The sequence below is a fragment of the Pandoraea norimbergensis genome (assembly GCF_001465545.3).
Taxonomy (GTDB): Bacteria; Pseudomonadota; Gammaproteobacteria; order Burkholderiales; family Burkholderiaceae; genus Pandoraea; species Pandoraea norimbergensis.
Window position 1 is genome coordinate 3,054,273 of sequence record NZ_CP013480.3, and the last position, 24,916, is coordinate 3,079,188.

The 24,916-nt window shown below is 64.7% G+C and carries 16 protein-coding genes; 6 read left to right on the forward strand and 10 right to left on the reverse strand.

The window, feature by feature from the left end; genetic code table 11:
• The first annotated feature begins 315 nt into the window (after positions 1-315).
• Positions 316-2,427, forward strand: coding sequence for a putative bifunctional diguanylate cyclase/phosphodiesterase (locus AT302_RS13190; RefSeq protein WP_058378844.1), 2,112 nt, complete (start codon positions 316-318; stop codon positions 2,425-2,427).
• Between the two features lie 32 nt (positions 2,428-2,459).
• Here AT302_RS13190 and AT302_RS13195 read toward each other — a convergent pair whose 3' ends face one another.
• From AT302_RS13195 to AT302_RS13205, 3 genes are all read right to left on the reverse strand, one after another.
• A complete protein-coding gene (locus AT302_RS13195; protein ID WP_058378845.1) occupies positions 2,460-3,017 on the reverse strand; it encodes a winged helix-turn-helix transcriptional regulator in 558 nt (185 codons plus the stop codon).
• A 243-nt stretch (positions 3,018-3,260) separates the two neighbouring features.
• Positions 3,261-4,805 carry a DHA2 family efflux MFS transporter permease subunit gene (locus AT302_RS13200; protein ID WP_058378846.1) on the reverse strand — a complete coding sequence of 515 codons (1,545 nt, stop codon included), beginning with the start codon at positions 4,803-4,805 and terminating at the stop codon, positions 3,261-3,263.
• 188 nt (positions 4,806-4,993) lie between these two features.
• Entirely contained in the window at positions 4,994-6,151 is a 1,158-nt protein-coding gene (locus tag AT302_RS13205) for an HlyD family secretion protein (RefSeq protein ID WP_058378847.1), read from the reverse strand.
• A gap of 261 nt (positions 6,152-6,412) precedes the next feature.
• Here AT302_RS13205 and AT302_RS13210 point away from each other — a divergent pair, with 261 nt between their 5' ends.
• On the forward strand, positions 6,413-7,894 hold the full coding sequence (locus tag AT302_RS13210) for an efflux transporter outer membrane subunit (protein WP_058380315.1): 1,482 nt from the start codon (positions 6,413-6,415) through the stop codon (positions 7,892-7,894).
• A gap of 80 nt (positions 7,895-7,974) precedes the next feature.
• Here AT302_RS13210 and AT302_RS13215 read toward each other — a convergent pair whose 3' ends face one another.
• Complete coding sequence (locus AT302_RS13215; RefSeq protein WP_058378848.1) at positions 7,975-9,018, reverse strand: DNA-binding protein; 1,044 nt, start codon at positions 9,016-9,018, stop codon at positions 7,975-7,977.
• A 199-nt stretch (positions 9,019-9,217) separates the two neighbouring features.
• On the opposite strand from AT302_RS13215, the gene AT302_RS13220 reads away from it, so the two are divergent.
• From AT302_RS13220 to acuI, 4 genes are all read left to right on the forward strand, one after another.
• Positions 9,218-10,375 (forward strand): site-specific integrase, encoded by a 1,158-nt coding sequence (locus AT302_RS13220; RefSeq protein ID WP_064675081.1) that lies wholly within the window; start codon positions 9,218-9,220, stop codon positions 10,373-10,375.
• Between the two features lie 192 nt (positions 10,376-10,567).
• Positions 10,568-11,689, forward strand: coding sequence for an NAD(P)H-dependent flavin oxidoreductase (locus AT302_RS13225; protein WP_058378850.1), 1,122 nt, complete (start codon positions 10,568-10,570; stop codon positions 11,687-11,689).
• A gap of 14 nt (positions 11,690-11,703) precedes the next feature.
• Entirely contained in the window at positions 11,704-12,807 is a 1,104-nt protein-coding gene (locus tag AT302_RS13230) for an NAD(P)H-dependent flavin oxidoreductase (protein WP_058378851.1), read from the forward strand.
• Positions 12,808-12,875: 68 nt separating this feature from the next.
• Positions 12,876-13,862, forward strand: a complete 987-nt coding sequence (gene acuI / locus AT302_RS13235) for an acrylyl-CoA reductase (NADPH) (protein ID WP_058378852.1) — start codon at positions 12,876-12,878, stop codon at positions 13,860-13,862.
• 90 nt (positions 13,863-13,952) lie between these two features.
• Here the strand turns inward: acuI and AT302_RS13240 are convergent, their stop codons facing one another.
• The 6 genes from AT302_RS13240 to AT302_RS13265 all read right to left on the reverse strand — a co-directional run bounded on the left by AT302_RS13240 (position 13,953) and on the right by AT302_RS13265 (position 24,764).
• A complete protein-coding gene (locus AT302_RS13240) occupies positions 13,953-14,675 on the reverse strand; it encodes an ABC transporter ATP-binding protein (protein ID WP_058378853.1) in 723 nt (240 codons plus the stop codon).
• Between the two features lie 75 nt (positions 14,676-14,750).
• Positions 14,751-16,685 (reverse strand): branched-chain amino acid ABC transporter ATP-binding protein/permease, encoded by a 1,935-nt coding sequence (locus AT302_RS13245; RefSeq protein WP_058380316.1) that lies wholly within the window; start codon positions 16,683-16,685, stop codon positions 14,751-14,753.
• Between the two features lie 56 nt (positions 16,686-16,741).
• Entirely contained in the window at positions 16,742-17,620 is an 879-nt protein-coding gene (locus tag AT302_RS13250; protein ID WP_058378854.1) for a branched-chain amino acid ABC transporter permease, read from the reverse strand.
• Between the two features lie 227 nt (positions 17,621-17,847).
• Complete coding sequence (locus tag AT302_RS13255) at positions 17,848-19,074, reverse strand: ABC transporter substrate-binding protein (protein ID WP_058378855.1); 1,227 nt, start codon at positions 19,072-19,074, stop codon at positions 17,848-17,850.
• A gap of 520 nt (positions 19,075-19,594) precedes the next feature.
• The gene (locus AT302_RS13260) at positions 19,595-23,476 is read right to left on the reverse strand and encodes a DNA translocase FtsK (protein ID WP_237172150.1); all 3,882 of its coding nucleotides are present in this window, start codon (positions 23,474-23,476) and stop codon (positions 19,595-19,597) included.
• Positions 23,477-23,741: 265 nt separating this feature from the next.
• Positions 23,742-24,764: a hypothetical protein gene (locus AT302_RS13265; RefSeq protein ID WP_058378856.1), complete on the reverse strand. Its 1,023-nt coding sequence runs from the start codon at positions 24,762-24,764 to the stop codon at positions 23,742-23,744.
• Positions 24,765-24,916 lie beyond the last annotated feature (152 nt).

Here is a 24,916-nt window from a genome sequence, read left to right on the forward strand (position 1 = left end):
AAAATCGAGGGCTGTCGAATTCTGCGCCCTGTTTTGCAGCCCGGCACATCCAGGACCGCGCATGAATCCGATTGCGGTCACGGCGGCTGTCTCCCCCGAAAACCACGGGCGGGGGCGGGTATGAACGGATTATTCACTATGGCATGGGTACTGTCGAGATCGGCGCAGGCCGCCGCGCTTCGGCCGATCCCTTGGCGCCCGTCGACCTGGCACGGACGGTAGGTGCCGTGTCAGAAAATTTCTGACGCGCGACCCTCAACTATCGGTCAACGTTGCCGATAACCAGATAAGCGGGACTTTTCGGTCGGTTTTCTTATGTCGAGTTCGTACAGTGGTTGGCTCGTTGCGTTATCGCTCGCGGTTGCCGTACTGGCGTCGTTCACAGCGCTCGATCTCTCGGGGCGCATCTATCTCCTGACCCATCGTGGCATGCGCCACGCGTGGCTGGCCGTCGGTGCGACCGCCATGGGCATCGGCATCTGGTCGATGCATTTCATCGGCATGCTGGCGCTCTCGCTGTCGCCCTCTTGGTCGCCGCTGACGTCGCACGCGTCGATTCCGCTGGGGTACGACCCCTTCATCACGGCCGGGTCGCTCGGCATCGCCATTCTCATCTCGTGGGCCGCGCTCTGGCTGGTCGCCAGCGAGCGTTTTACCGCCTGGCGACTGGCCGGTGCGGGCACCACACTCGGTGTCGGCATCGCCGCCATGCACTACGCCGGCATGGCCGCGATGCGCATGGAGCCGGGCATCGACTACGATCCGGTGCTCTTCTGCGCTTCGATCCTCATCGCCATTGCCGCCGCGACGGCCGCCCTGTGGATCGCCCAGACACTGCGCGACGGCAGCCTGCGCTACGTGATGGCCAAGCGCGTTGGCGCGGCGGTGGTCATGGGGCTGGCGATCACCGCCATGCACTACACCGGCATGGCCGCGGCCAGCTTCGCCCCGGGTGCGGTGTGCGGCGCGGCCTCGTCGGTCAGCTCGCCATGGCTCGTCACGACGGTGAGCCTGTTCACCTTCCTGATTCTGGCCACCACCCTGCTCGTCTCCCGCCTTGACGCACGCACCAGCTTCCTGGCCAATTCGGTGCTGCAACTGAACACGCAGATCGCCCGCATGGCGACATACGACGCGCTGACCGACCTGCCCAACCGCCGCGCGCTGCACGACGCGGCCGCACGCATGCTGATCAACTCGCGCCGCGATCAACGCCGCTTCGCCGTGTTGTTCATGGATCTGGATGGCTTCAAGACCATCAACGATTCACTCGGCCATAACGTGGGCGACGACGTGCTACGGGCGTTTGCCAAGCGCCTGCGCAAGAACGTGAATGGCGACGACGTGGTGGCCCGGCTCGGCGGCGACGAATTCGTGGTGCTGCTGGGCTCGTTGTCTTCCTCGGACGTTGCCGGGCGTGTAGCCCAGCGGTTGCTCGACGACATGCGCGACGGTCTGCGCGTAGGCAACCAGTCGCTGCACGTCATGCCGAGTATCGGCGTCGCGGTCTACCCCGACGACGGCGAAAGCATCGACGTCCTGCTCAAGCATGCCGATACGGCCATGTACGAAGCCAAGCGCGCCGGGCGCGGCATCTTCCGTTATTTCGAGCCGCGCATGAACGCTGCCGCCCAGCGCACCTGGGAGATCCAGCAGGCCCTGCATGACGCGGAAAACGAACAGTATTTCTCGCTGCACTTCCAGCCGAAGTATCGCGGCGACACCGAAGCACTGGCCGGGGCTGAAGCGCTGCTGCGCCTGACGCACCCGCAGTTCGGTGAATTGCAGCCGGTGGATTTCATCCCGGTGGCCGAGCGTACCGGGCAGATCGTGCAGATCGGTTACTGGGTGGTGCGCGCGACCTGTGAACACATTCGGGGCTGGGACGCCGCCGGCCTGCCGCGCGTGAAGGTTGCCATCAACCTGTCGCCGCGCCAGTTGGCGCAGTCGCAGCTCGTCGAGAATATTGTGGCGATCGTGGAAGGCGCCGGCATCGAGTGCGACCGGCTGATGTTCGAGATTACCGAGACGGTGGCGATGTTTGATGCGCAGCACACCATCGACGTGATCCGGTCGTTTCAGGATCGCGGCTTCGAAGTCGCCATCGATGACTTCGGTACCGGCTATTCGAGTCTGGCCTATCTGCAACGCTTCCGGGTGAAGCAGTTGAAGATGGACCGCTTCTTCACCAACGGACTGGATACGCACGGGCGCGAAGGCAGTGCCGTCGTGTCGGCCATCATCGCACTGGCCCACTCGCTGGATATGGATGTGGTGGCCGAAGGCGTGGAGACCGACTCGCAGCGTGCCGCGCTCAAGACCCTGGCATGCGACGAGATGCAGGGCTTCCTGCTGGGCAAACCGCTGACCAGTGACGCGTTCGCCCGCTTGCTCGCCTCACCGCCCAGCGCCCCGGCAATGGCCTGAAAGCGCGACGGGAGGCCCGGCTGAACGGCGGATTACGGCTGGGCGGTATCCATCTCGTCGGCCGCTTCACGATTCGCGACCTCCGGTAACGGCTGGCCGGTGGCAAATGCCGCCGCACGCGCAAGCCTCGCCCGCATCCCTTCATTCGCCACCGGCCCGGCGGCCGGGATATGGCGCTTCGGATCCAGCCGCACGCCAGTCTTGGCGTCTACCACCACCGGCTCAACCACCTCGCCGGTCTCCTGATCGACCAGTTGCGCAGCAATGCCTTCCGGTGCGAAATGCCGATTGCCCCATGCGAGCAACGCCCACAGGACCGGGCGGAAATCACGGCCCGCATCCGTCAGCACATATTCGAAGCGTGGCGGCCGATCGCAATACTGACGGCGCTCCAGCAGCCCTTCTTCAACCAATGCATTCAGTCGGCGCGTCAGCATATTCGGCGCGATATCGAGCCGGCGCTGGAAGTCGTCGAAGCGCGTCGTCCCGTAACCGGCTTCACGCAGAATCAGAATGCTCCACCATTCGCCGACGCGCTCCAGGCTGCGGGCGATGGGACATTGCATGTCGCGGAAAGTCTTTCGTTGCATAAGGGGGTCCTCGCGAGTTCTTGACATCGGGCGCGTCCGGCATGACTGACACTGGCCGACGCTGCCTATTACCATGCAAGTGAGCATAAGCGCGTCGACGCCGGCGGGCAAGCCGGCCGGCGTCTCCATGCTTCACTGCGACGAGAATCAACGTCGGCCAGAAGATTCCCGCCAACAACAAATCAATCACTTATCGAACATTTTCGATGTCAATTGTTTAAAGTGAATTCCAATGCACTGTACTCAATGGGCATCCGCGCTAGGCGCTTTCGGAGGCGCCACCTTGCGCATCAGCGGCACCATCAACGTCACGGCGAAGAACATCAGACTCATGCCGCCGTAGATATCGCCGAACGTGATCGTTTGGGCTTCTCTCAAGGTCAGCAGCCAAAGTTGGCGAAGCGCCGCCGTCTGCGCATCCACCGCGTCGAGCCCGGAGGCACTCATGCGCGCGCCCACGCCCGCGAGCCACGCACCGACCGCCGGACTCCCCTCACCCAGTTGCTCGGCGAGCCGGAAGAAGTGCAGGTTCGTGCGGTCGTTGAGCACCGTAGTGCACACCGCAATGCCGATGGCCCCGCCGAGATTTCGCATCAGATTGAACAACCCCGACGCGAGCCGCAGCCGCGCTGGCGGCAGGCTACCCAACGTCAACGTGACAATCGGCGCCACGGCGAACTGCTGCCCCGCCCCGCGCAACGCTTGCGGCAGCATCAGTTGCGCTGCGCCCCAGTCATGCGTGATCGGTGCGAACTGCCACATCGATAACGCGAACGCACCAATCCCGCCCATCATCAGAATGCGCAGATCCACCCGGTTGGCGAGCATCGCGTACAGCGGAATCGACATCAGCTGGAAGACACCGGTGGAGAACACCGCCATGCCAATCTCAAATGCCGAGAACCCGCGCACGCGCCCAAGGAACACCGGCGTCAGGTAAATCGTCGCGAAAATGCCGATGCCAGTTGCAAACGAGAAGAAGCAGCCAAGTGCGAAGTTGCGCTCCTTGAGCGCCCGCAAATCCACCAGCGGCTGCGCGTACGTAAGACTTCTCCAGAGGAACGCTACCCCGCACAGCCCCGCCAGCCACGCCGTTGTACGAATGGTGGCGTCGCCAAACCAGTCCCAGCGTGGCCCTTCTTCCAGCGTGTACTCAAGGCAGCCGAGAAACACCGCCATCAACACCATGCCCAGATAATCGGCACCCCGCAGCAGCGACCAGTTGGGGCGATCGATGCGCACCAGCAGCGGCACGGTAATCGTCACGAAAATGCCCGGCACCAGATTGACGAAGAACAGCCAGTGCCACGAGTAGTTGTCGGTAATCCACCCGCCGATGGTCGGCCCGAGGGTCGGGGCCAGCGACGACAACCCGCCGACCACTGCCGCCGCCAGCACGCGCTGCGGTCCGCTGAAGAACGCAAACGCCGTCGTGAACACCAGCGGAATCATCGAGCCGCCGAGAAACCCTTGCAGCGCGCGGAACGCGATCATGCTCTGGATATTCCACGCGGCACCGCAAAGCAGGCTCGCGATGGTGAAACCGGCCGCCGAGGCGGCAAAGATCCACCGCGTCGACATCACGCGCGACAGCCAGCCCGAGAGCGGAATCACGATGATTTCCGCGATCAGGTAGCTGGTCTGCACCCACGCGGTTTCATCGGCACCTGCCGACAGACCACCGCCGATGTCCTTGAGCGACGCCGACACGATCTGGATGTCGAGCAGCGCGATGAACATGCCCACCACCATCGTCATGAAGGCGATGACCTTGGCTTGCGTCGACATCGAATCGACGGAAAACCCACCCCCTGTGCCCGGTGGCGCGCTGCCAGCGACCACATGAGGCGCGGGCCGGGAGTCGTTCGCGGGCTGGCCGGGCCTGGGTAAATCACCGGCATTGCCAGAATTGCTGCCCCCCGGCGGCGCCGGCTGCGGCAGCCCGGCAGGCACGGCCGCACCGGTATGCGCGGCGCTCATCGTGCCGCCACCTTGGCAGCGCCCGGCGCGACGACAGCATCGTCACCGGCACGGGCATCGACTTCCGCCGTCACCGACAGCCCCGGGCGTAACGTGCCCAGACGGCCGTCAGCCTCGTCGAGCAACACGCGAACCGGCACGCGCTGCACGATCTTCGTGAAGTTGCCCGTCGCATTCTCGGGGGGCAACACGCTGAACTGCGCTCCCGTCGCGGGCGCCAGACTCGCCACATGACCGTGGAACACCCGCCCCGGCAGCACGTCGGCTTCAATCTTCACGGGCATGCCCGGGCGCAACCGCGCCAGTTGCCCTTCCTTGAAGTTGGCGTCGACCCAAAGGCCGTGGGCCGGCACGATGGCGAGCAGTTGCGTGCCCGTCGACGCATAGGCGCCCGGCCGTGCCCGTCGATTGCCGACCGTGCCGTCGACCGGCGCCCGCACAACGGTGTCTTCCAGATTGAGTTTTGCGATATCGCGCTCTGCCACTGCCTGAGCCAAGGCCGCTTGCGCCTGTTGCTTCTGGGTGGCGATCACGTCGATCTGGCGTTCCGCTGCTACCGCCCCCGCCTCTGCGCGGTCACGGTTGGCGGCGAGTTGCTTGTAATCCGCATCCGCCTTTTGTGCGCTTTGCACCGAGACGGCCGCCTTGGCCACGAGGTCCTGATAGCGCACCTGATCGTCGTGCGCGCGGCGCGCATCGGCCGCCACCGCCACCACACTCGCCCGCGCCTGCGCAATCACGGCGGTTTGCAGTCGCGCGGTGGCATCGAGGTTGGCGAGCAACGCCTGCTGGGCGGCCACCGCACCTTCCGCCTTCGCGAGCGCGGCGCGGTAATCGCGATCATCGAGTCGCACTAGCACGTCGCCCGCATGCACCGGCTGGTTGTCGGTCACGAGCACCTGCGCGATGTAACCCGGGACTTTCGGGCCGAGCACGGTGACGTCGCCGCCGACATAAGCGTCGTCGGTCGACTCGAAGAACCGCGCCGTCGTCCACCAATGCACCCCGTAGCCCAGTGCGGCAATGGCCGCCACGACCACCGCGCCTCGCAGCGCGAAGCGGCGACGCGCACCGCTGGACGGAGATACCGAAGGTTGCTGATTGGCCGGTGTGGCTTGCGGGGCGGCTGTGCTCGGGGAAGTCATGGAGGTCAATCCTTCTTCATTCAGGTGGTGTTAGCGGTCTTTGAGGCGTGAGAGACGTCAACGTGACATCGGCAACGAGGGGTTGCTTTCACAATGAAAGTGAGTATAGAGTTGCAACTATCATCTTGCAAGTAACTCGTAATTCAACGCACCCGATCCCTCGCCGCCATGAACACCTTCTCGCCAACGCGCTCGAAAATGCCCCTCCCGACTTGGTCGACTTGGTCGACGTTACCGACTTTGCTGACTTTTCGAACAGCGTTGCTGGCGATGTCCGTCAGCGCGCTGGCGGGCTGCGCGGTTGGCCCCGATTACGCCCCTCCCGCCGCCGATCTGCCCGCGCATTTCGCCAGCAGCGCCCTGCTGACCCAACGCGACGCCGATCGCAAAACGGCGGACGGCACCACCGGGGCCGCCGTTGCGCCGGCGCTCGACGCGTGGTGGACAGGCTTTCATGACCCGGTGCTGACCGGCATCGTGCAGCAGGCACTGGCACAGAATCTCGACTTGCAGGCGGCATTGGCACGCGTGGAACAGGCGCGCGCCCAAGCGCGGCAAGCCGGGGCACAGCGACTGCCGTCGCTCTCGCTCGACGGCAGCGTCACGCGCGAGCATCAGTCGCTCGACGGACCGCTCGGCACCGTGGCGCGCACGATTCCGGGCTACAACCGGAACATGACGATCTACGACATTGGCGTGGGCGCCAGTTGGGAGGTGGATCTGTTTGGCGGCCTGCAGCGCTCGGCGCAAGCGGCCGGGGCGCTGGCACAGGCAGCCGAGGCCCAGCGTGACGGCGTGCGGGTGAGCATCGTTGCCGAAGCTGCCGACGCCTACTTTCGCGTGCGTGCGGCGCAGCGCCGCTTGGCCATTGCGCAAGACCAGATCGAGACGGATGCCCGGCTCGTGGAGATCGTGCGTTTGCGTCTGAAAGACGGGTTGGCGACCGCACGTGAAATGGCGCAATCGGAAGCCTTGCTGGCGCAGGCACGCACGACGTTGCCGCCGCTGCGCATCGAGCGCGAGACGCAACTCAACCGGCTGGATGTCTTAATGGGGGCCGCGCCCGGTACGTACGCGCGACGGATGAGTGCCGCCACGCAGGACGACGATCTGCATGCCCGGCCGATTGTCATCCCGGCGATTGGCGATGCGAGTGCGCCGGCCGACCTGCTGCGCCGCCGACCCGATGTCATCGCCGCCGAGCGGCAACTGGCGGCGTCCAATGAACGCGTCGGCGCATCGCTCGCGGAGTACTACCCGAAGCTTTCGCTATCTGGCGTGCTCGGGTTCGATACGCTCGCTGGCGGACGCGTCCCCAGCGTAGCGACGTTCCAGCCGCTGGCCGCGCTCGGGCTGCGCTGGCGGTTGTTCGACTTCGGCCGTATCGATGCCGAGGTAGCGCAGGCGCGTGGGGCGAACGCGCAGGCGCTCGCGCAATATCGGTTGTCGATGTTGCATGCCACGGAAGATGTAGAAAACGCCGTCGTCACACTGGTCGAACTGGAACAGCAACGCAAAGATCTGGCGAGTGCCGTCGAGGCGCAGACGCGGGCACGCGATAGTGCGCAAGATGCGTATACCGGCGGGACGGTGAGTCTCTATGAAGTGCTGGACGCCGACCGCCAGTTGCTGACGGTGCGCGATGCCGACGCCCGCGTGCAAGCGGACAACGCGCGTGCGGCCGTGGCAACCTTCCGCGCGTTGGGCGGTGGATGGGAAGCGCCCGCACCGACGGTGGCGCTAGCGAAGTGAGGAGTGAGATGTGGAATGGCGCGGCGGGCGTGATGCGCCTGCCGAGCACATTCCTCATGTGCTAACGGCCATACCCATGGTTAGGCCGCCCTGCGCCCACGTCGAAGCACCGACGTGGCAGGTGCGGCCACATGACTCGCACGACGTTTTCTCGCGACGGAAACACCCGGAGACGAGAGATTCGCACTCGTTGCGGGCACGGCGGCCAGCGTCGTCTGATACATCGCGACCAGCGCCTCCTGCGCACTGACCTGCTCACGCAACCGGGCGATCAACGAATCCTGTACCGCCTTGGACGACCGCAACTCGTGTTGCGCGTCGGTGAGTGTCGCAAGCTCGCTTTCGGTGTCCTGCAACTGCCGCTGATTCTGTTTGCGTTCTTGCTGAAGCGCCTTGATCGACTCTCGCGCCGTATCCAGTTCCAGCAGAAGACGACGCTCGTTAGCTTCGGCCCGTTCGTTGAGACGCTGACGCTCGACATCCCACTCCGCACGCTGCTCGGCGTGCGCGTCGAGCGTAGCCTGCGCGGCGACTCGCGCGTCCGCTACCGCCTGACGAGACGTGACGGCATCAGCTTGCGCATCGATCAACAACGCCTCGGCACGACGTGCCTGTGCCTGCGCTTCGTCGCGCGCTTGCCGCGCATCGGCCGCCGCCACCTCGGCAGAGGCGACACGTTCATGCAGCACGGCGCGCGCTTGCTCCAACGCCTCCCGGTCGGCGGCAAGCGCCGCTTCACGAGCATCCAGCACCGCGCGGCGCGACGCCGCCTCTTCCGCTAACGCGTCACGCCCTTCCGTCAGCGCCAGCGCCCACAGATCCATGGCTGCGCGCGCCACCACCTCCGGCATTGCAACGCCGTCGGGCAATCCGGCCATACCTGACGCACCGGGCGCCCCCTTCAACCGCGCGCCGAGCCCGGCAAACCAAGCGTCGAGATACGGACTGACCGTATTCGGCGAGCCCCGCCCCAATTGCTGCCGAATGCGCTCGATGGTGGGCCGCTGGCCAGCCATCAGCAAAGTATCGGCGGCGGACCAGACGTCGAGCTCCGAGATGCCGCGCCCGGCCGAGCGCGGCGCCGGTGCGGGTATGGCGGCGTCTTGCGTTCGCGATGCATTCATAAGGAGCTCCTTCATTGGTTTGGGCCGGTAATTCAACGGCATTGCCAAATAACCCACGATAAGGGAACATTATCGCTAGTTATTTCTTAGATACGTTATATTTACTACATATTACATATGAAATCATATGTCCGGTAGAAAAATTACATCTCACACCCCATCCGATGGCGCACCACCGTCGAAATCGAGTCGCCACGACGTGTCTGTGACGGCGGCAGCCTCTCGCCTGCCCGCGCCGCTCGATCCGGCCAAACTTGATGCCGATGCCCGCGATGCGGTCCGCGCCCTCGTCCGGGAAGGCGATTCGCCGAACACGCGGCAAAGCTATCAATCGGCCATGCGGTACTGGTTGAGTTGGTATCGGCTGCGCTATGGGGCCGCTGGCGATGCAGAAACAGCCTCGCAATCGCTTGAGATGTCACTGCCGCTATCACCCGCCGTCATCGTGCAATTCGTCGTCGATCACGCCCTGCATCAAGGCAAACAAGGGCTGACGACTGAAATGCCCGCCGCACTGGACGCCGCGCTCGTCGCCGAAGGCGTCAAGGCACGCCCCGGGCCACCTGCGCTGGCGACAGTGCTGCACAGGGTGAGCGTCATCGCCAAACTCCACACCTCGCGCGAATTGCCCAACCCCTGCGCGGACCCTGCGGTACGTGAACTGCTCGCCAAAACGCGTCGTGCCTATGCCAAACGCGGTGCGCGCACGACGAAGAAAGACGCCCTCACGCGCGAGCCGTTGCGCGCCCTGCTGGCAACGTGCGACGACTCGTTGCGCGGCAAACGCGATCGCGCACTGCTGCTCTTCGCTTGGGCCAGCGGCGGCCGCCGGCGCTCGGAAGTCGTACGCGCGAGTTGCGAGAACTTGCGACGCACCGGACCGGAAAGTTACGTGTTCACACTCGCATGGTCGAAGACCAATCAGCACGGCGCCGATCTCGCGGAAAACGACAAACCCGTGACGGGTGCCGCCGCCGCCGCGATGACGGATTGGCTGACGGCCAGCGGTATTACCGAGGGCGCCATATTCCGGCGGGTGCGACGCGGCGGCCATGTCGGCGAGCCACTCTCGGAAGCCGCCGTACGCGATATCGTGCGCGAGCGTTGCCAACTCGCAGGCCTTGAAGGGGACTTCTCCGCGCACTCCCTGCGCTCCGGGTTTGTCACCGAAGCGGCACACCAGCAAGTGCCGTTGGCCGAGACCATGGCGATGACCGGGCACACCAGCGTGGCGACCGTCGTCGGCTACTTCCGCCGGGCCGACATGGCACGTTCACGGGCTGCCGACTTGATGGGAGCCCCCGATACGGCGAACGATGCAGCGGATAACAACGCCGACGATTCGCGCAACGCCTGACACCAATCGCCACTGCCCGCCACCCCGTTATTTCAGACGGGTCGCTGGCACAAAGATGCATTTCAGTGGTATCTTTATTGCGTTGGACGTATGCCATAGTGGACATACTCCCTGCTTTGTCGGCTCGACCCCGGCGGCTTCACGGCTGCCGCCCCCAACGACCCCACCGACCATTGAAAGGTGCAGATCGCCATGCGTAGCTCCCTCGCTTCTCACCCGCTCACCGAACGTCTCGGCTTGCTCACCCCGATCATTCAGGCACCCATGGCCGGCACCTCGACGCCCGCACTGGCCGCTGCCGTCTCGAACGCTGGCGGACTCGGTTCGCTGGGTGTCGCGTCGGGGAACGCCGAAACCGCGCGCAAAGCCATTCATGACACGCGCGCCCTCACGCGCAAGCCGTTCAACGTCAACCTCTTCTGTCACGCCCCCGCCAAGCTCGACACGTCGCGCGACGCGGCGTGGCTAGCCTATCTCGCTCCCGAATTCGCCCGCTTCGACGCCACACCGCCCGCCACGCTCAGCGAGATCTACCTGAGCTTTGTCGCCGACGACGCCATGTTCGAGATGCTGCTCGAAGAGCGCCCGGCCGTCGTCAGCTTCCACTTCGGCTTGCCCTCGCAAGCCAAGATCGATGCGCTGCACGCCGCAGGCATCACGTTGTTCGCCACGGCAACCAATCTGGCCGAAGCGCGCGCGGTGGAAGCCGCCGGCATCGACGCGGTCGTCGCGCAAGGTTATGAAGCCGGCGGTCATCGTGGACGCTTCGAGGATCTTGGCGATCGCGTGCCGACGGATGACGAACAACTGGGCACGCTGGCATTGGTGCGTCTGCTCGTGACGCACACGTCGCTGCCGGTGATTGCGGCCGGTGGCATCATGGACGGCGCAGGTATCGCAGCCGTTCTGGCCCTTGGCGCACAGGCGGCGCAACTTGGCACGGCCTTTGTGGGCTGCCCCGAGTCAGCCGCCGACGCGGCGTATCGCGAACGATTGACCGGTGGTCATCCGCCGCGCACCGCGATGATTCGTGCGATCTCCGGCCGTCCGGCGCGCGGCTTCGCCAACCGCCTGTACGAACTCGAAGAAGCGACCGAGCGTCCGCTGCTTCCCGCCTATCCGGTGACGTACGACGCGGGCAAGGCACTCAATGCCGCGGCCAAAGCCAAGGGCAACAGCGATTACGCCGCCCAGTGGGCCGGTCAAGCCGCCCCGTTGGCCCGATCAATGCCTGCGGCAGAACTCGTGGGCGTGTTGCGCGCCGAGCTGCATGAAACGTTCGACGCCCTGCGCGAACTGGCCGACACGCTTTGAGCGCGGAGTAACCCATGACAACGACGCTTCGCCTCACTGAACGCCTTGGCCTGACCACACCGATCATTCAGGCACCGATGGCGGTGGCTTCCACACCGGCACTTGCGGCTGCCGTCTCCAACGCCGGTGGCCTTGGCTCTCTGGCCGTCGGTAATATTGACGCCACGGCGGCACGCAACATCATCCGCCAGACGCGCGCACTGACCGACCGACCGTTTAACGTCAACGTCTTCACGCACGTGCCGGCCAAGGCCGACGCGGCGCGCGAAGCCGCATGGCTCGACTATCTGGCGCCGGAGTTCGCACGATTCGACGCGAAGCCGCCCGCGTCGCTGCGCGAAATCTATCTGAGCTTCGTGGAAGACGTGGCGATGTACGAGATGTTTCTCGAAGAACGCCCGGCCGTCATCAGCTTCCACTTCGGTTTGCCCCCGCAAGACTGGATCGATGCGTTGCAAGCAGCGGGCATCGTACTGTTCGCCAGCGCCACGAACGAAGAAGAGGCTGCCGCCATCGAGGCGGCCGGCATCGATGCCATCGTCGCGCAAGGCTGGGAAGCGGGCGGGCATCGCGGACGCTTCAACGACGAAGGCGACCGTCAACGCACGCAAGACGAACAGTTGGGCACCTTCGCACTGGTGCGGCGGCTCGTCTCGCTGACGTCGCTACCGGTGATCGCGACGGGCGGCATCATGGACGGCGCAGGCATTGCCGCCGTCCTCGCACTTGGCGCACAGGCTGCGCAATTGGGCACGGCGTTCTTGCTTTGCCCGGAGTCCAGCGCGGATGCCGCCTATCGCGAAGCGCTCACGCGCAGTGAACCGCCCCGCACCGCGCTGATTCGCGCCATCTCGGGCCGCCCGGCACGCGGGTTCGTGAATCGCTTATGGGAACTCGAACAGGCGGCAGGACGCCCGGCGATCCCTGACTATCCGATCACGTACGACGCCGGCAAATCGCTCAACGCCGCCGCAAAGGCGCACAAGGACAGCGGCTATGCGGCACAATGGGCCGGGCAAGCGGCACCGCTCGCCCGCGTGTTGCCCGCAGCAGAATTGCTCGGCGTACTGACGCGAGAAACCCGCGAAGCCATCACGGCGGCGATGCGCGTGTCATGAAACGTCGACAGCAGTAGCCGGCACCCGCAAGACAGGTAAGTCCCCTTTAGCTTCGGAGACGTCACGGCATGTTCAACGCGATTTTGCTGACGCAATCCGACGGTGCCACGCAGGCCGCCGTCACCGCACTGGAAGACGATGCACTCCCCACCGATGGCGATGTGCTCGTCGCCATCGACTACTCCACCATCAATTACAAGGACGGTCTGGCGATCACCGGCCGCGCACCCGTCGTGCGCCACTGGCCGATGGTCGCGGGCATCGATGGCGCCGGTACGGTCCTCGAATCGTCGCATCCCGCGTGGCACAAGGGCGATCGGTTCGTGCTCAACGGCTACGGCGTCGGCGAGACGCACTGGGGATGTCTGGCACAGAAGGCCCGTCTCAAGGGTGACTGGCTGGTGCGCCTGCCCGGGCGCCTGACGCCGCGCGATGCGATGGCGATCGGCACCGCCGGCTATACGGCGATGCTGTCGGTGATGGCACTGGAGCGCAGCGGCGTGTCCCCACGGCATGGCGACGTGCTGGTGACGGGGGCCTCCGGCGGTGTGGGCTCGGTGGCCATCGCGCTACTCAGTTCGCTCGGTTATCGCGTGGTGGCCTCGACCGGCAAGCTCCACGAAGCGGACTATCTGAAGACGCTCGGCGCTGCGGAAGTCATCGACCGCAATCTGCTCTCAGACCCCGGCAAACCGCTTCAGAAAGAGCGCTGGGCTGCCGTGGTCGACTCGGTGGGATCGCACACGCTCGTGAATGCCTGCGCCCAGTTGCGTTATGACGGCGTGGCAACGGCGTGCGGTCTCGCGCAAGGCATGGACTTCCCGGCCAACATGGCGCCGTTCATCCTGCGCGGCATTACGCTGCACGGGATCGATAGCGTGATGGCCCCGCACGCGCTGCGCGAACAAGCTTGGCAGCGTCTGGCGCGCGATCTCGAACCGCAAAAACTCGGGGGCATTTCGCACGACGTTAGCCTGCACGACGCCATCGGCATCGGGCAACGCATCGTGAAGGGGGAAATTCACGGCCGGGTGGTGGTGGACGTGAATCGCTGAAGCGGGGTGCTGGGAAGCCAACGACGCAACGCAGAAACAACCGAAAGCGCGAACCAAGCGGGCGGCCCTCACAGGCCGCCCGTTTTTCGTTCAGTGACCGCCGCCGAGATACGCGGCACGCACGGCGTCGTCGTTGCGCAGACGCTCTGCCGGACCGTGCACCGAGATGCGGCCGTTTTCCAGCACGTAGCCGTAGTCGGCCACGGCCAGCGCCGCTGCCGCGAACTGTTCGACGAGCAACATCGTCACGCCCTCTGACTTCAGGTTGCCGATGATGCGAAACACTTCGTCGACCAGAATCGGCGCGAGCCCCATCGACGGCTCATCGAGCAGCACGATGTCCGGGCGCAGCATCACCGCGCGGGCCATCGCGAGCATCTGCTGCTCGCCGCCCGAAAGCGTACCGGCCAACTGGTTGCGGCGTTCCTTCAGCCGTGGAAACAGATCCATCGCGCGGTCGAGGTCAGCCGCCACGTCGCCGCGCGGACGGCTGCCGGTCAAGCGCGGAAACGCGCCGAGGCGCAGATTGTCGGTTACCGACATGGTGGCGAAAACACGTCGCCCTTCCGGCGAGTGCGCGAGGCCGAGCTTGGCGATGCGATGCGAATCGAGCCCGTCGATGCGCTTCTCACCGAGGGTAATTTCACCCGAGGTCGGCTTGATCATGCCCGACACGGCGCGCATGGTGGTGGTCTTGCCGGCCCCGTTCGAGCCGATCAGCGTAATGACCTGACCGCCCGGCACATCGATATCGATGCCGTGCAGTACCTGCACTTTGCCGTAGCCGGCTTGCAGATTACGAATGGAAAGCATAGGAGTTCCGTGAGTTCGTGGCTGCCTGATACGTCACGGGCACCGATCAAGCTGGTCCCCGTGACATGGCGCGCGTCAGTGAGTCGTCGTTGCGCCGCCCAGATAGGCTTCGATCACCTTCGGATCGGCCTGAATCTGTGCCGGCAGCCCTTCCGCGATCTTCTGCCCGAAGTCGAGCACGGACACCGTCTGGCACGTGCTCATGACCACGTCCATGTGGTGCTCGATCAGGATGACCGTAATGCCGTGGTCGCGGATCTTGCGAATGATCGTGAGCAACTCGCGAATATCGGGTGCCGTGAGGCCCGCCGCGGGCTCGTCGAGCAACAGCAAGCGCGGGTCGAGCGCGAGTGCCCGTGCGATCTCCAGCAGACGCTGTTTGCCATACGGCAGATTGCGCGCCTCCTCGTCGGCCAGTGGCGCCAGCCCCACAAACTCCAGCAGCCGCATCGCCCGTGCACGGGCCCCGCCTTCTTCGCGCTTGTAACGCGGTAGTCGCAACGACACATCGACCAGCGTCGAGCCGAACGTGTGATGCAACCCCACGAGCACGTTTTCGAGCGCCGTCATTTCGCCGAACAACTGCACGTTCTGGAAAGTCCGTGCCACGCCGGAGAGCGCGATGTCTGCCGACGTACGCCCGGCCAGCGATTGCCCGGCGAATTCGATGCTGCCCGCCGTGGGCACGTAAATGCCCGTGAGCACGTTCATCATCGTGCTCTTGCCCGAGCCGTTGGGGCCGATCAACCCGTGAATCGTGCCGCGCTTGACCGTCAGGTCCACCTGATTGAGCGCCTTGAGACCGTCGAACTGCATGAGCAGCTGGCGCACCTTGAGCAACTCCTCCGGGCCGCTGGCAGCCGCTGCCAGTACCGGGTCGGTGGTGCTCGCCGCGCCCTCGTCGATCTGTGCCGCCGACACGGTGTGCGCCCGGCGGCGGTTCATGACCTTGGCACGCAGGAAGCCGACGATGCCATCGGGCAGGTAGTACACGACAAACAGAATCATCAGACCGAAAATCGTCAGACGCCAGTCGGTGATGTTGTCGCGCCACCACGTCACGCTAGCCAGCGCAATCGTGCCGACAATCGGCACCGCGGCTTTGGCGAGGCTCGTGCGTCCGCGTGCGATGGCGGTGACGGCAACACCCGTGGTCACCACGGCGATGGCGGTCGCCACGATACGGAAGGTGGCGATGTCATCGAGCAATTGCGGCAACAGCACGATGATGGCCGCCCCCAGCAGCGAGCCGCTGCGCGTCTTGCGACCGCCCATGATCACGGCGAGCAGGAACAGAATCGTCAACTCGAAGTTGTACGTGTTCGGCGAAATGTATTGCTCGGAGTAGGCGTAGAGACTGCCCGCGAGCCCGGCAAAACCGGCGCTGATCACGAACGCATACACCTTGTAGCGATACACCGACACGCCCATACAGTCCGACGCCACCGGCGAATCGCGCAGTGCCTCGAAGGCACGGCCAAGGTGCGACTTCAGAATGCGATGCGCCACCAGCATGCTCAGCAGCAGCAATACCGCCACCAGCCAGTAGTACTCGACTTCATCGATCGGATGCCCGCCGATGAGCGGCTTGGTGAGCTTGATGCCGAGTGGCCCCGAGGTGAGGAAGTCCATCTCGTTGATAAGAATCTGGATGATGGTGCCGAACGCCAGCGTCACCATGGCCAGATACGGTCCGATCACTCGCAGTGCAGGCAATGCGAGAATCGCGCCGAACGCAGCCGTGACCAGAATGGCCGCCGGCAGCGCCAGCCAGAGCGAGAGCCCGAGCTTGGCGAAGAACACGCCCGCCACATAGGCGCCGATACCGAACAGGCCGGCGTGGCCCAGCGATACCTGCCCCGTGTAGCCCACGACGATATCCAGCCCGAAGAGCAGGATCGCGTAGATCATGATCGTCTCGATCATGTGGATGTAATACGGATTGCCGACGGCAAGCGGAAAGCCGAACAGCGCGAGAATGCCGACGATGCCCGCAAGCTTGGCGGTCATGCGCAGGCCGCCGAGATCGCCGGCCTCGCGGGAGGTGGTGGTCTGTGCGGTCATGGTTACACCTTCTTGATCGCGGTCTTGCCGAACAGGCCCGCCGGCTTCACGGCCAGAACGAGCAACAGCAGCACGAGGCCCGGCACATCTTTGTACCCGGTCGACACATAAAACGCCGTGGTCGTCTCGGCGATGCCGAGAATCAAACCGCCGACGAGCACGCCCATCCCGCTCGAGAGCCCGCCGATGATCGCCACCGCGAACGCCTTCAGGCCGAGGACCGCGCCCATCGTGGCACCGGTAAGCGTGAGCGGCGCGACGAGCACGCCCGCAAACGCAGCGGCCATCGACGACAGCGCATACGAGAACGTAATGACGAGACTCGTGTTGATCCCCATCAGGCCGGCCGCGTCGCGGTCGTTCGCCGTGGCCACCACGGCCTTGCCGTAGATCGAGCGGCGGTTGAACAACTCGACGGCCGCCATCATCAGCAGTGCGCCGACGACGACCAGCATTTCCATGGGCAGCACATTGGCGCCCAGCACGCTGACGGGGGCTTCGGGCAACGGCGACGGGAATTTCAGATCGTCACGGCCCCAGACGTTTTCCGCCACGTTGCGGAAGATGATGCCCAGCGCAATGGTGGACATGATCCAGCCGAATTCGGATTTGATGCGTAAGGCGGGTTTCACGCCGATGCGCTCGACGAACGCGCCCTGCACGAGGCCGAACAGGCACACGATCGGGATCATCAGCCAGTAATTGAGACCGAGGGTGTCGACCAGGGTAAGGCCGACCAGTGCGCCGAGCATCAGCGCTTCGCCCTGGCCGAAGTTCAGGGTGCCGGACGTCGCAAACGTCAGTTGGTAACCGAAGGCGATCACGGCGTAGATCATCCCCAGCGCGATGCCGCTGAAGATGAGTTGAATCAGGATGGTCATGCGGTCCTCTCTCGCGAGTGCGAGCCTACGAGTGATGCACGGGAGGCGTACGGATCACGAGCCTCACGCCGGTCCCGAGTGCCGGCGGCAGGCCGCGGGTGTGGCAACGGCGCGCGCGCCAGACCGTTTGCCCGAGTTTTCCCCGTGGGCTTGGGTCGTGGACAGCGCGCGCCGTGGGTCACCCGTCAGGGCTGCATCTGGGTGCAGCCTGTCGAGCACAGGCAGGCTTACTTGCCAGCCACCTTCTCGCGGACCTTGCTGCCGGCCTTCAGGTCGGTGTCGTAGGCATACACGACGCGGCCGCCCTTCACTTCGCCGAACACCGGAATGTTGGCCGTGATGGCGTCGTGGTCGTCATGCGAGAACGGACGGTCGTAGGTCGTGACCACGCCTTCCACCGGTGCCTTCAGGTCTTCCAGTGCGGCACGCACCTTCGGGCCATCGGTGCCGCCGGCTTGCTTGATGGCAGCGGCCAGCAGGTAGACCGAGTCGTAGCCTTGCGCTGCCGAGACCGCCGAGTCGATGCGGTTGTTCTTCGGCTTGAACATGGCCAGATAGGCGTCGATGAAGGCCTTACGCTTAGGCGTGTTCGGCTCCTGAATGAACGTCTGCGGCATACGGGCGCCTTCGCCGTTCGCACCGGAGTTGTCGATGTAGTTCGCCATCGCGAGCGTCCAGCTGCCGATGATCGGCAGCTTCCAGCCGAGCTTGGCCATGCCGTTGGCGATCTGCGCCAGTTCCGGGCCAATGCCGTAGGTCAGGATCACATCGGCGCCGGCCTGTTTGGCCTTGAGCAACTGCGCCGTCATGTCGACGTCCTTGATGTTGAACTTCTCGACCGCGACCGGTTTGATGCCCTTGGTGGAGAGTGCCTTTTCCAGATCCTCACGACCGAGCTGACCGTAGTTGGTCGAGTCCGCCAGAATGGCCGGCTTCTTGAAACCACGGCGCGTGATCGCTTCTTCCACGATCATCGGGGCCTGAATGCTGTCCTTGGCGGCGTTACGGAAGACGTAGTTGTCGGGATACTGCGGGGCCTTGAACTGGTCGGTGATCACCGTGCCCGTGGCCACGTTGTTGAACACCGGAATTTTGGCGTCCTGATAAAAACGCTGCGAGGCGAGTGCCACGCCGGTGTTGATGTAACCGACGGTGGCGACAACCTTTTCCTTGTTGATGAGCTCTTGGGCGATTTGCACGCCGCGCTCGTTCTTGGCTTCGTCGTCGCGCTCGACCAGCACGATCTGGCGGCCCAGCACACCGCCCGACTTGTTGATTTCGGCAGCCGCCAGGCGCACGCCGTCACGCATGGACACGCCCATCGACGACGAGCCGCCCGTGAACGGCCCGGACACGCCGAGCTTGATCGGGTCGGCGGCGATGGCCAGCGATGCGGTGGTAGCGGAGATGGCGAACGCGACAGCGCCTGCCATGAGCTTGAATCGGAATTGCATAAGGGTCTCCTTCGGTGCGATGCGTTTCGATATGACGCTTTCTTTCGGCGCTTATCCATGTCGCAGGCCCTGCCGTGGGAGGCGCGATTCACGAGTTCGTTCTGACCCCGCCGCACCGCCCCGGTCTTGTAATTTCGTGTCAGGGCGATACCGTAAAGCACGCTTCGAACGACCAACCTAGCGGGCCGATTATGTGACCCCTGAGTTTTGCCCGCAAAGACGGGAATACCCCTACGGTGATGCGGGTTTGCGCGAAGCAAGTCCCATTTCATGCGGGTTTCGAAGGGGTTTTCTTTTGTACGCCATGTACGGCGCGTGTCCGCAAGTCAGAACGGAGTGCGAAAGAATTCGACTCGGATGACGGGTCGTAAGGGAGTTGTAAGCGACGGCGATTAGCAGCGTGCTTTCACGACGCGCGCGAACGCTTTTGCACCGTAGACGGGCACGAGGGTGAGGTGAGGGGAAGTGTGATGAAACAGATGCGCTCGCGCAGAGCGCATCTGTTGCAAGATCGGAAAGATCAGTCGGTGCCGCCCGGCGCGAGTACTTCGCGGGTGCCGTTGCGGCCCATCGGCGTGACGAGCCCAGCCGCTTCCATCTGCTCGATAAGACGTGCGGCACGGTTGTAGCCGATGCGCAATTGACGTTGAACCGCAGAGATCGACGCCCGGCGCGTGTTGAGGACAAAGGCCGCAGCTTCGTCGTACAGCGGGTCGGCCTCGGCGTCGGCAGAAGCCTCGCCGAACAGATCGGCCGAGGCGGCGTCTGCCGGATCGCCCGCCAGAATCGCTTCGTCGTATTCCGGTTCGCCGTATTGCTGCCAGTGCTGCACCACCCGATGCACTTCGTCGTCGGCCACGAACGCGCCGTGTACCCGCTGCGGGTAGCCGGTGCCCGGCGGCAGGAACAGCATGTCGCCCTGCCCCAGCAGCGATTCGGCGCCCATCTGGTCGAGAATGGTGCGGGAATCGATCTTCGACGACACCTGAAACGCGACCCGAGTGGGAATGTTGGCCTTGATCAGACCGGTGATGACATCCACCGAAGGACGCTGCGTCGCAAGAATCAGGTGAATACCGGCGGCGCGCGCCTTCTGTGCCAGACGCGCGATCAGCTCTTCGATCTTCTTGCCTGCGACCATCATCAGGTCGGCCAATTCGTCGATCACGACGACGATGAACGGCAGGCGATCGAGCGGTTCGGGCGCGTCCGGTGTGAGCGAGAACGGGTTGCTGACTTTTTGGCCCGCGGCGTGCGCGTTGGCGATCTTTTCGTTGTAACCGGCCAGATTGCGCACACCCAGTGCGGACATCAGACGGTAGCGTTTTTCCATCTCGCCGACGCACCAGTTCAGCGCGTGGGCGGCCTGCTTCATGTCGGTCACCACCGGTGCCAGCAGGTGCGGAATGCCACCGTAGACCGACAACTCCAGCATCTTCGGGTCGATCATGATGAGCCGCACGTCGTCCGGCGTCGCCTTGTATAGCAGCGAGAGGATCATGGCGTTGACCGCCACCGACTTGCCCGAACCGGTCGTGCCCGCCACCAGCAAGTGCGGCGCACGCGCCAGATCGGTCACGACGGGCTCACCCGTGATGTCCTTGCCCATCGCCAGCGCGAGACGCGACGGATGGGCGTCAAATACCGGCGCGGCCAGAATTTCGGACAGGCGGATTATCTGACGCTTGGCGTTGGGCAATTCGAGTCCCATGCACGTCTTGCCCGGAATCGTTTCGACGACACGAATCGACGTCACGCCCAATGCGCGCGCCAGATCCTTCATCAACCCGACCACCTGCGCACCGCGCACGCCCACGGCCGGTTCGACTTCGAAGCGCGTAATCACCGGGCCTGCCGAGGCGCCGACGACCGTCACCGGCACCTTGAATTCGGCCAGCCGTTGTTCGATCAACTGACTGACGGCGGCGAGTGCTTCTTCGGAGATTTCATGCGCCACATCGGTCACGGCAACCGCCGGGGTCAACTCGTCGAGCGATGGCAGATCGTAATCGACAGCCACGCGCGGTGGCGGAGCCTCGTATGGCGTGTCGTCCGTGAAATTGGCTCTGGGCGGCTCGGCGGGCGGCCGCGCTGCGAAATTCGCGAACGACGGGATGGCGGGTGCCGACGCGAAACTCGGCACCACCACCGGTGGAATCGTCGGCGACGATGCCGGATAAGGAGTATGGGTGACCTGCGGTAACGCTTGCCAGTGATCGGCAGCGGCGTCATCCGCTTCATCGATGTCAGGCGGTCCCACGTCGAACGGGGGCTCGCTATCTGCGTCGGCGGCATCCGTGCGTGCCCAAGTGCCGTCGGCGCGCAAGACGTAATGCGGCTTGTGCTGCGTGTCGGCCGGGTCTTCGTCATCGTGCGGCAGGGTGCTGTCCGGCGACGCGTCGTATCTGTCCGGCGACTGTGCAGTTATTGCCGTTTCTTCAGGCGCGTCAATCACCGTTGACGCGACGAGTGTCTCGACGGCACTCCCCTCCCCTTCGGGAACGGTGTCGTCGTAGATATCGGTGTCTGTGTCGGCATCAGCATCAGCAATGTCCGCAGCCGCTTCGATGGCCGTATTGACACCGGTACCGATGTCGCTTGCGCTGACGTCACCGTCGCGGCCATCGGTCATTCTGACGCTCGCCAATACGTCGGCAAATACGAACGGACGACGCGGTACTTCGGGCGTCGACACAGGACCAGCGATGTTGGGTGCCGGGATCGGGATCGCGTCGTGTGCCGGAGTCAGTTCGGGCGCCGGTATCGATGCCACTTGCATCGCCGGTGCAACGTACTCATAGGTCGCGGCCGGTGTTGCTGGCATTGCCGGCGCGTCAGACGCATGCACAACATCGGCGGGCGGCTGCGGAACGGCGTCCGGCACGCTCTGCGCAACCACTGCCGGGCCATCACCCGAGGACCACGAGCGCAAATCGCGCAGCAGCGCCTCGGCCTCTTCGCGCAAGACTGCCAATGCCTGCTGACGCGCCACTTCCGCGGCGCGGGCGGCGGCTTCGCGGGCGATCATTTCCGGCGTTGGGCCCGGCGGCACCTCGGGGACATCGGGGAGTTCGCTTGACGTGTCGGCCGACGCGATGCCGTCGGTATGTGAAAACGACGGCAGCGGTGAGAATTCGGAGAAGTCGGCGGAGATCGGTGTCGCCGCATGCGAGGCCGACCAAGACGCCGCACCCTGCATGGCGGCTGCGGCAGCGACCGGCGCAGCGGTGATTGCCTTCGACGGCGACGACACTGGCGTGGGCGCCGGTGCGGACATCGGTGCGGACATCGGTGCCGATACCGGTGTCGCCATGGGCGCCACAGGTGGCGAAGTCTCTGCTGCCATCGATCCCGGCAACGCGTTGCCGTGACTCACCGCAGGCGCCGGTTGGGCGCCGCGCGGCGGCATATCTTCAAGACCGAGTTGCGGCTTGCGGAAAGGACTGCGCACAATCGTGCCGCGCAAATGCGCCGGTGCCGTGCCAACCGGGCGGCGATACGCCGCTGTGCCGCCAATCGATGTGGAGTGCAGTGCCGCCTCGGTGGCGGCGACGGAAGATGCCGGCGTGACCGCAGCGGTCGCCGTGGTGGCTTTTGCCGTCGCCGCAGGCGAACGAGTCGCGCCGGGCAATGGTGCCGGACGGCCCTGTCCTTGCCCTTGCGCCTGCCCTTGCGTACCCGGTTCGGTGCGAACGAATTCGGTCATACGAAGCGTATCGCCCCGGCTCGTCCCGGCGGCATAGGCTCCGCGCGGCAATACCGCCCGGGTACCGCCAGCGGCGGTTGGCCGGAACGACGGCTCGGCGCGACCCGCACCACGCACCGTCGGAGGCGGCGGCTGCATGGCGTCAAGCCGTGCACGCTCTTCGTCGGAAAGTTTCCATGGCGGCTGCGCCGAGAGTCCACGGCGGCGCGGCACGAGTTCCTCGGTCAGGCTGCCAACGTTGTGATGGCCCTGCCCCACCGTCGGCGTGAAGCGCTCAGCGCGCTCGCTGCGATCACTACGCTCCGGCATGTCAAACGTCATCTGCGACAAACCGCGGGTCGGTTCGCTGCGTGTGCCGTAACCGCTCTCGTGACGCGTGTCCGACCGGGCGTCGCCGCCAAAACCAAAACGGCTGCCGAAACGCGTGCCCTGCGGGGCATCGCCTTCGTCATCGTCATCAACACTTCCCGAACCCGTGCGCGCAAACATGCCCCACCAAGTGGTGCCGAAGACAAGCGGGAGGGAGAACAACAGAACAAAGCCAGCGACGCCCATCGCGAGCGTGCCGCCAAGCGTGACTTGCAAACCGTGGGAAAAGGATTGGCCGATGCTGCCACCGGCGCTGGGATTGTCGCCGCCCGTCAGCGCGGCAAGCGTCGCACTCGACACCATCGCGAGCGGAACACCCAGGAGCATGCGCAGGGTGCCGGGGCCGAAGAGTCGTATCTCACCGCCAAGCAGACCCCGTACGCCAGGCCAGCACAACGCCAGCAACCAAAACGTCGACAGTCCGAACCAGCCAAACCCCATAATCGCTCATGCTTCAGGAAAACCCGGAGAGCGATTGTAGCAGGTAGACCGTGATGTGGCGGCCTTCTTGGCCCAATTGCGACACGATTATGTCACTGGAGTGACATGGCGGCGGTGCAGCGCGGGCGCGCCTGCACCGTACGCCATTTCGTCATTTGTGACCGTGCGTCCCGGTCGGACGGAACGTCGGCGTTGCCGGCACCCCCGCCACCTCGGTGAGCGCCGCCGGCACGACATCCCCCGGCACCACCAGACTGAGGTTGCGACGACGCAGCGAGCGCCAGTCGACCTTGGCGAAAATATCGTCGCCGAGTGCGCTCTCGCGCGACAGATTCTCCACACGAACGCCACGCGAGCGCAGCACGTTCGACGCCTGCCGGAACGACGGTTCGATCAGGTCGGCAAATTCCGCATCGAGACGTGTCGGTGCGCGCGACTGCATCGTTTCGTAGAAACGCGGGGTCTGTGCGGCATCGCGCAGGTCGACACCATGCAGATACAGTTCGGAGAAACCGAGCCACGTCGCCACTTGCAGCGCGAAGTAAGCCACCGTGCCGCCGTGGAAAAAGCCGTTGTCGATGTTGAAGCTGTAGCCCAGATGACCGTCGTCGCCGAAGAAGGCGGCACTGGCGGCCACGCGCGGGTCGGCGCGCAAGGCGGCAGGCGTGCGCACCGCTTCCATGCCGCGCTTGAAAATATCGTCGACCAGATAGAAGCGGCAGCCGAATGCCGACATCGGATAGGTTTCGAGCAGACGGGCCAACACCACCGGCGTGACGAACAGCACGAGATCGCGCGCCACGATGCGGCGTGCCAGATCCGGACGCTGGCGGACAAACCCCGCATCGAGCAGGCAGTAGTAATTGAATTTCACCGGTGCGCGGTCAACCAGCGCAATCGCCCCGTTCACGCCCATGACGTGATGCATCGGGAGTGCGTTGTAGTCGATGTCGGCCACCGACGGGCCGCTCGCGACGATGTGGCAAGGCAGCCGGCGCAGTTGCTGCAACTCGGCGCGGCGCGCCAGCGGCACGTTGCGGCCCCGCCAAGTGAAGCGCTCGATAACACCCGTCGCGTCGCGCACGATCTGCGCGTGCGGCCACAGGCGCTCGTTGTGCCGCCACTTTGCAGCATGGCTGTGACGGTACAGAAGTTTGAGCAGTGTCGAAATCATTGTCGTTTTTTTGGTTAGGTCTACTAGTCGCGCCGCACACATCTCGTGGATGTACACGGTCCTAACCCCGTTGCCCCTCGCGCGTCGATCGTGTCGCCAATCGCCGGTGCCGTCCCACTCTGCGCTCACCCCCGCCCGCAGAAACCGCCACC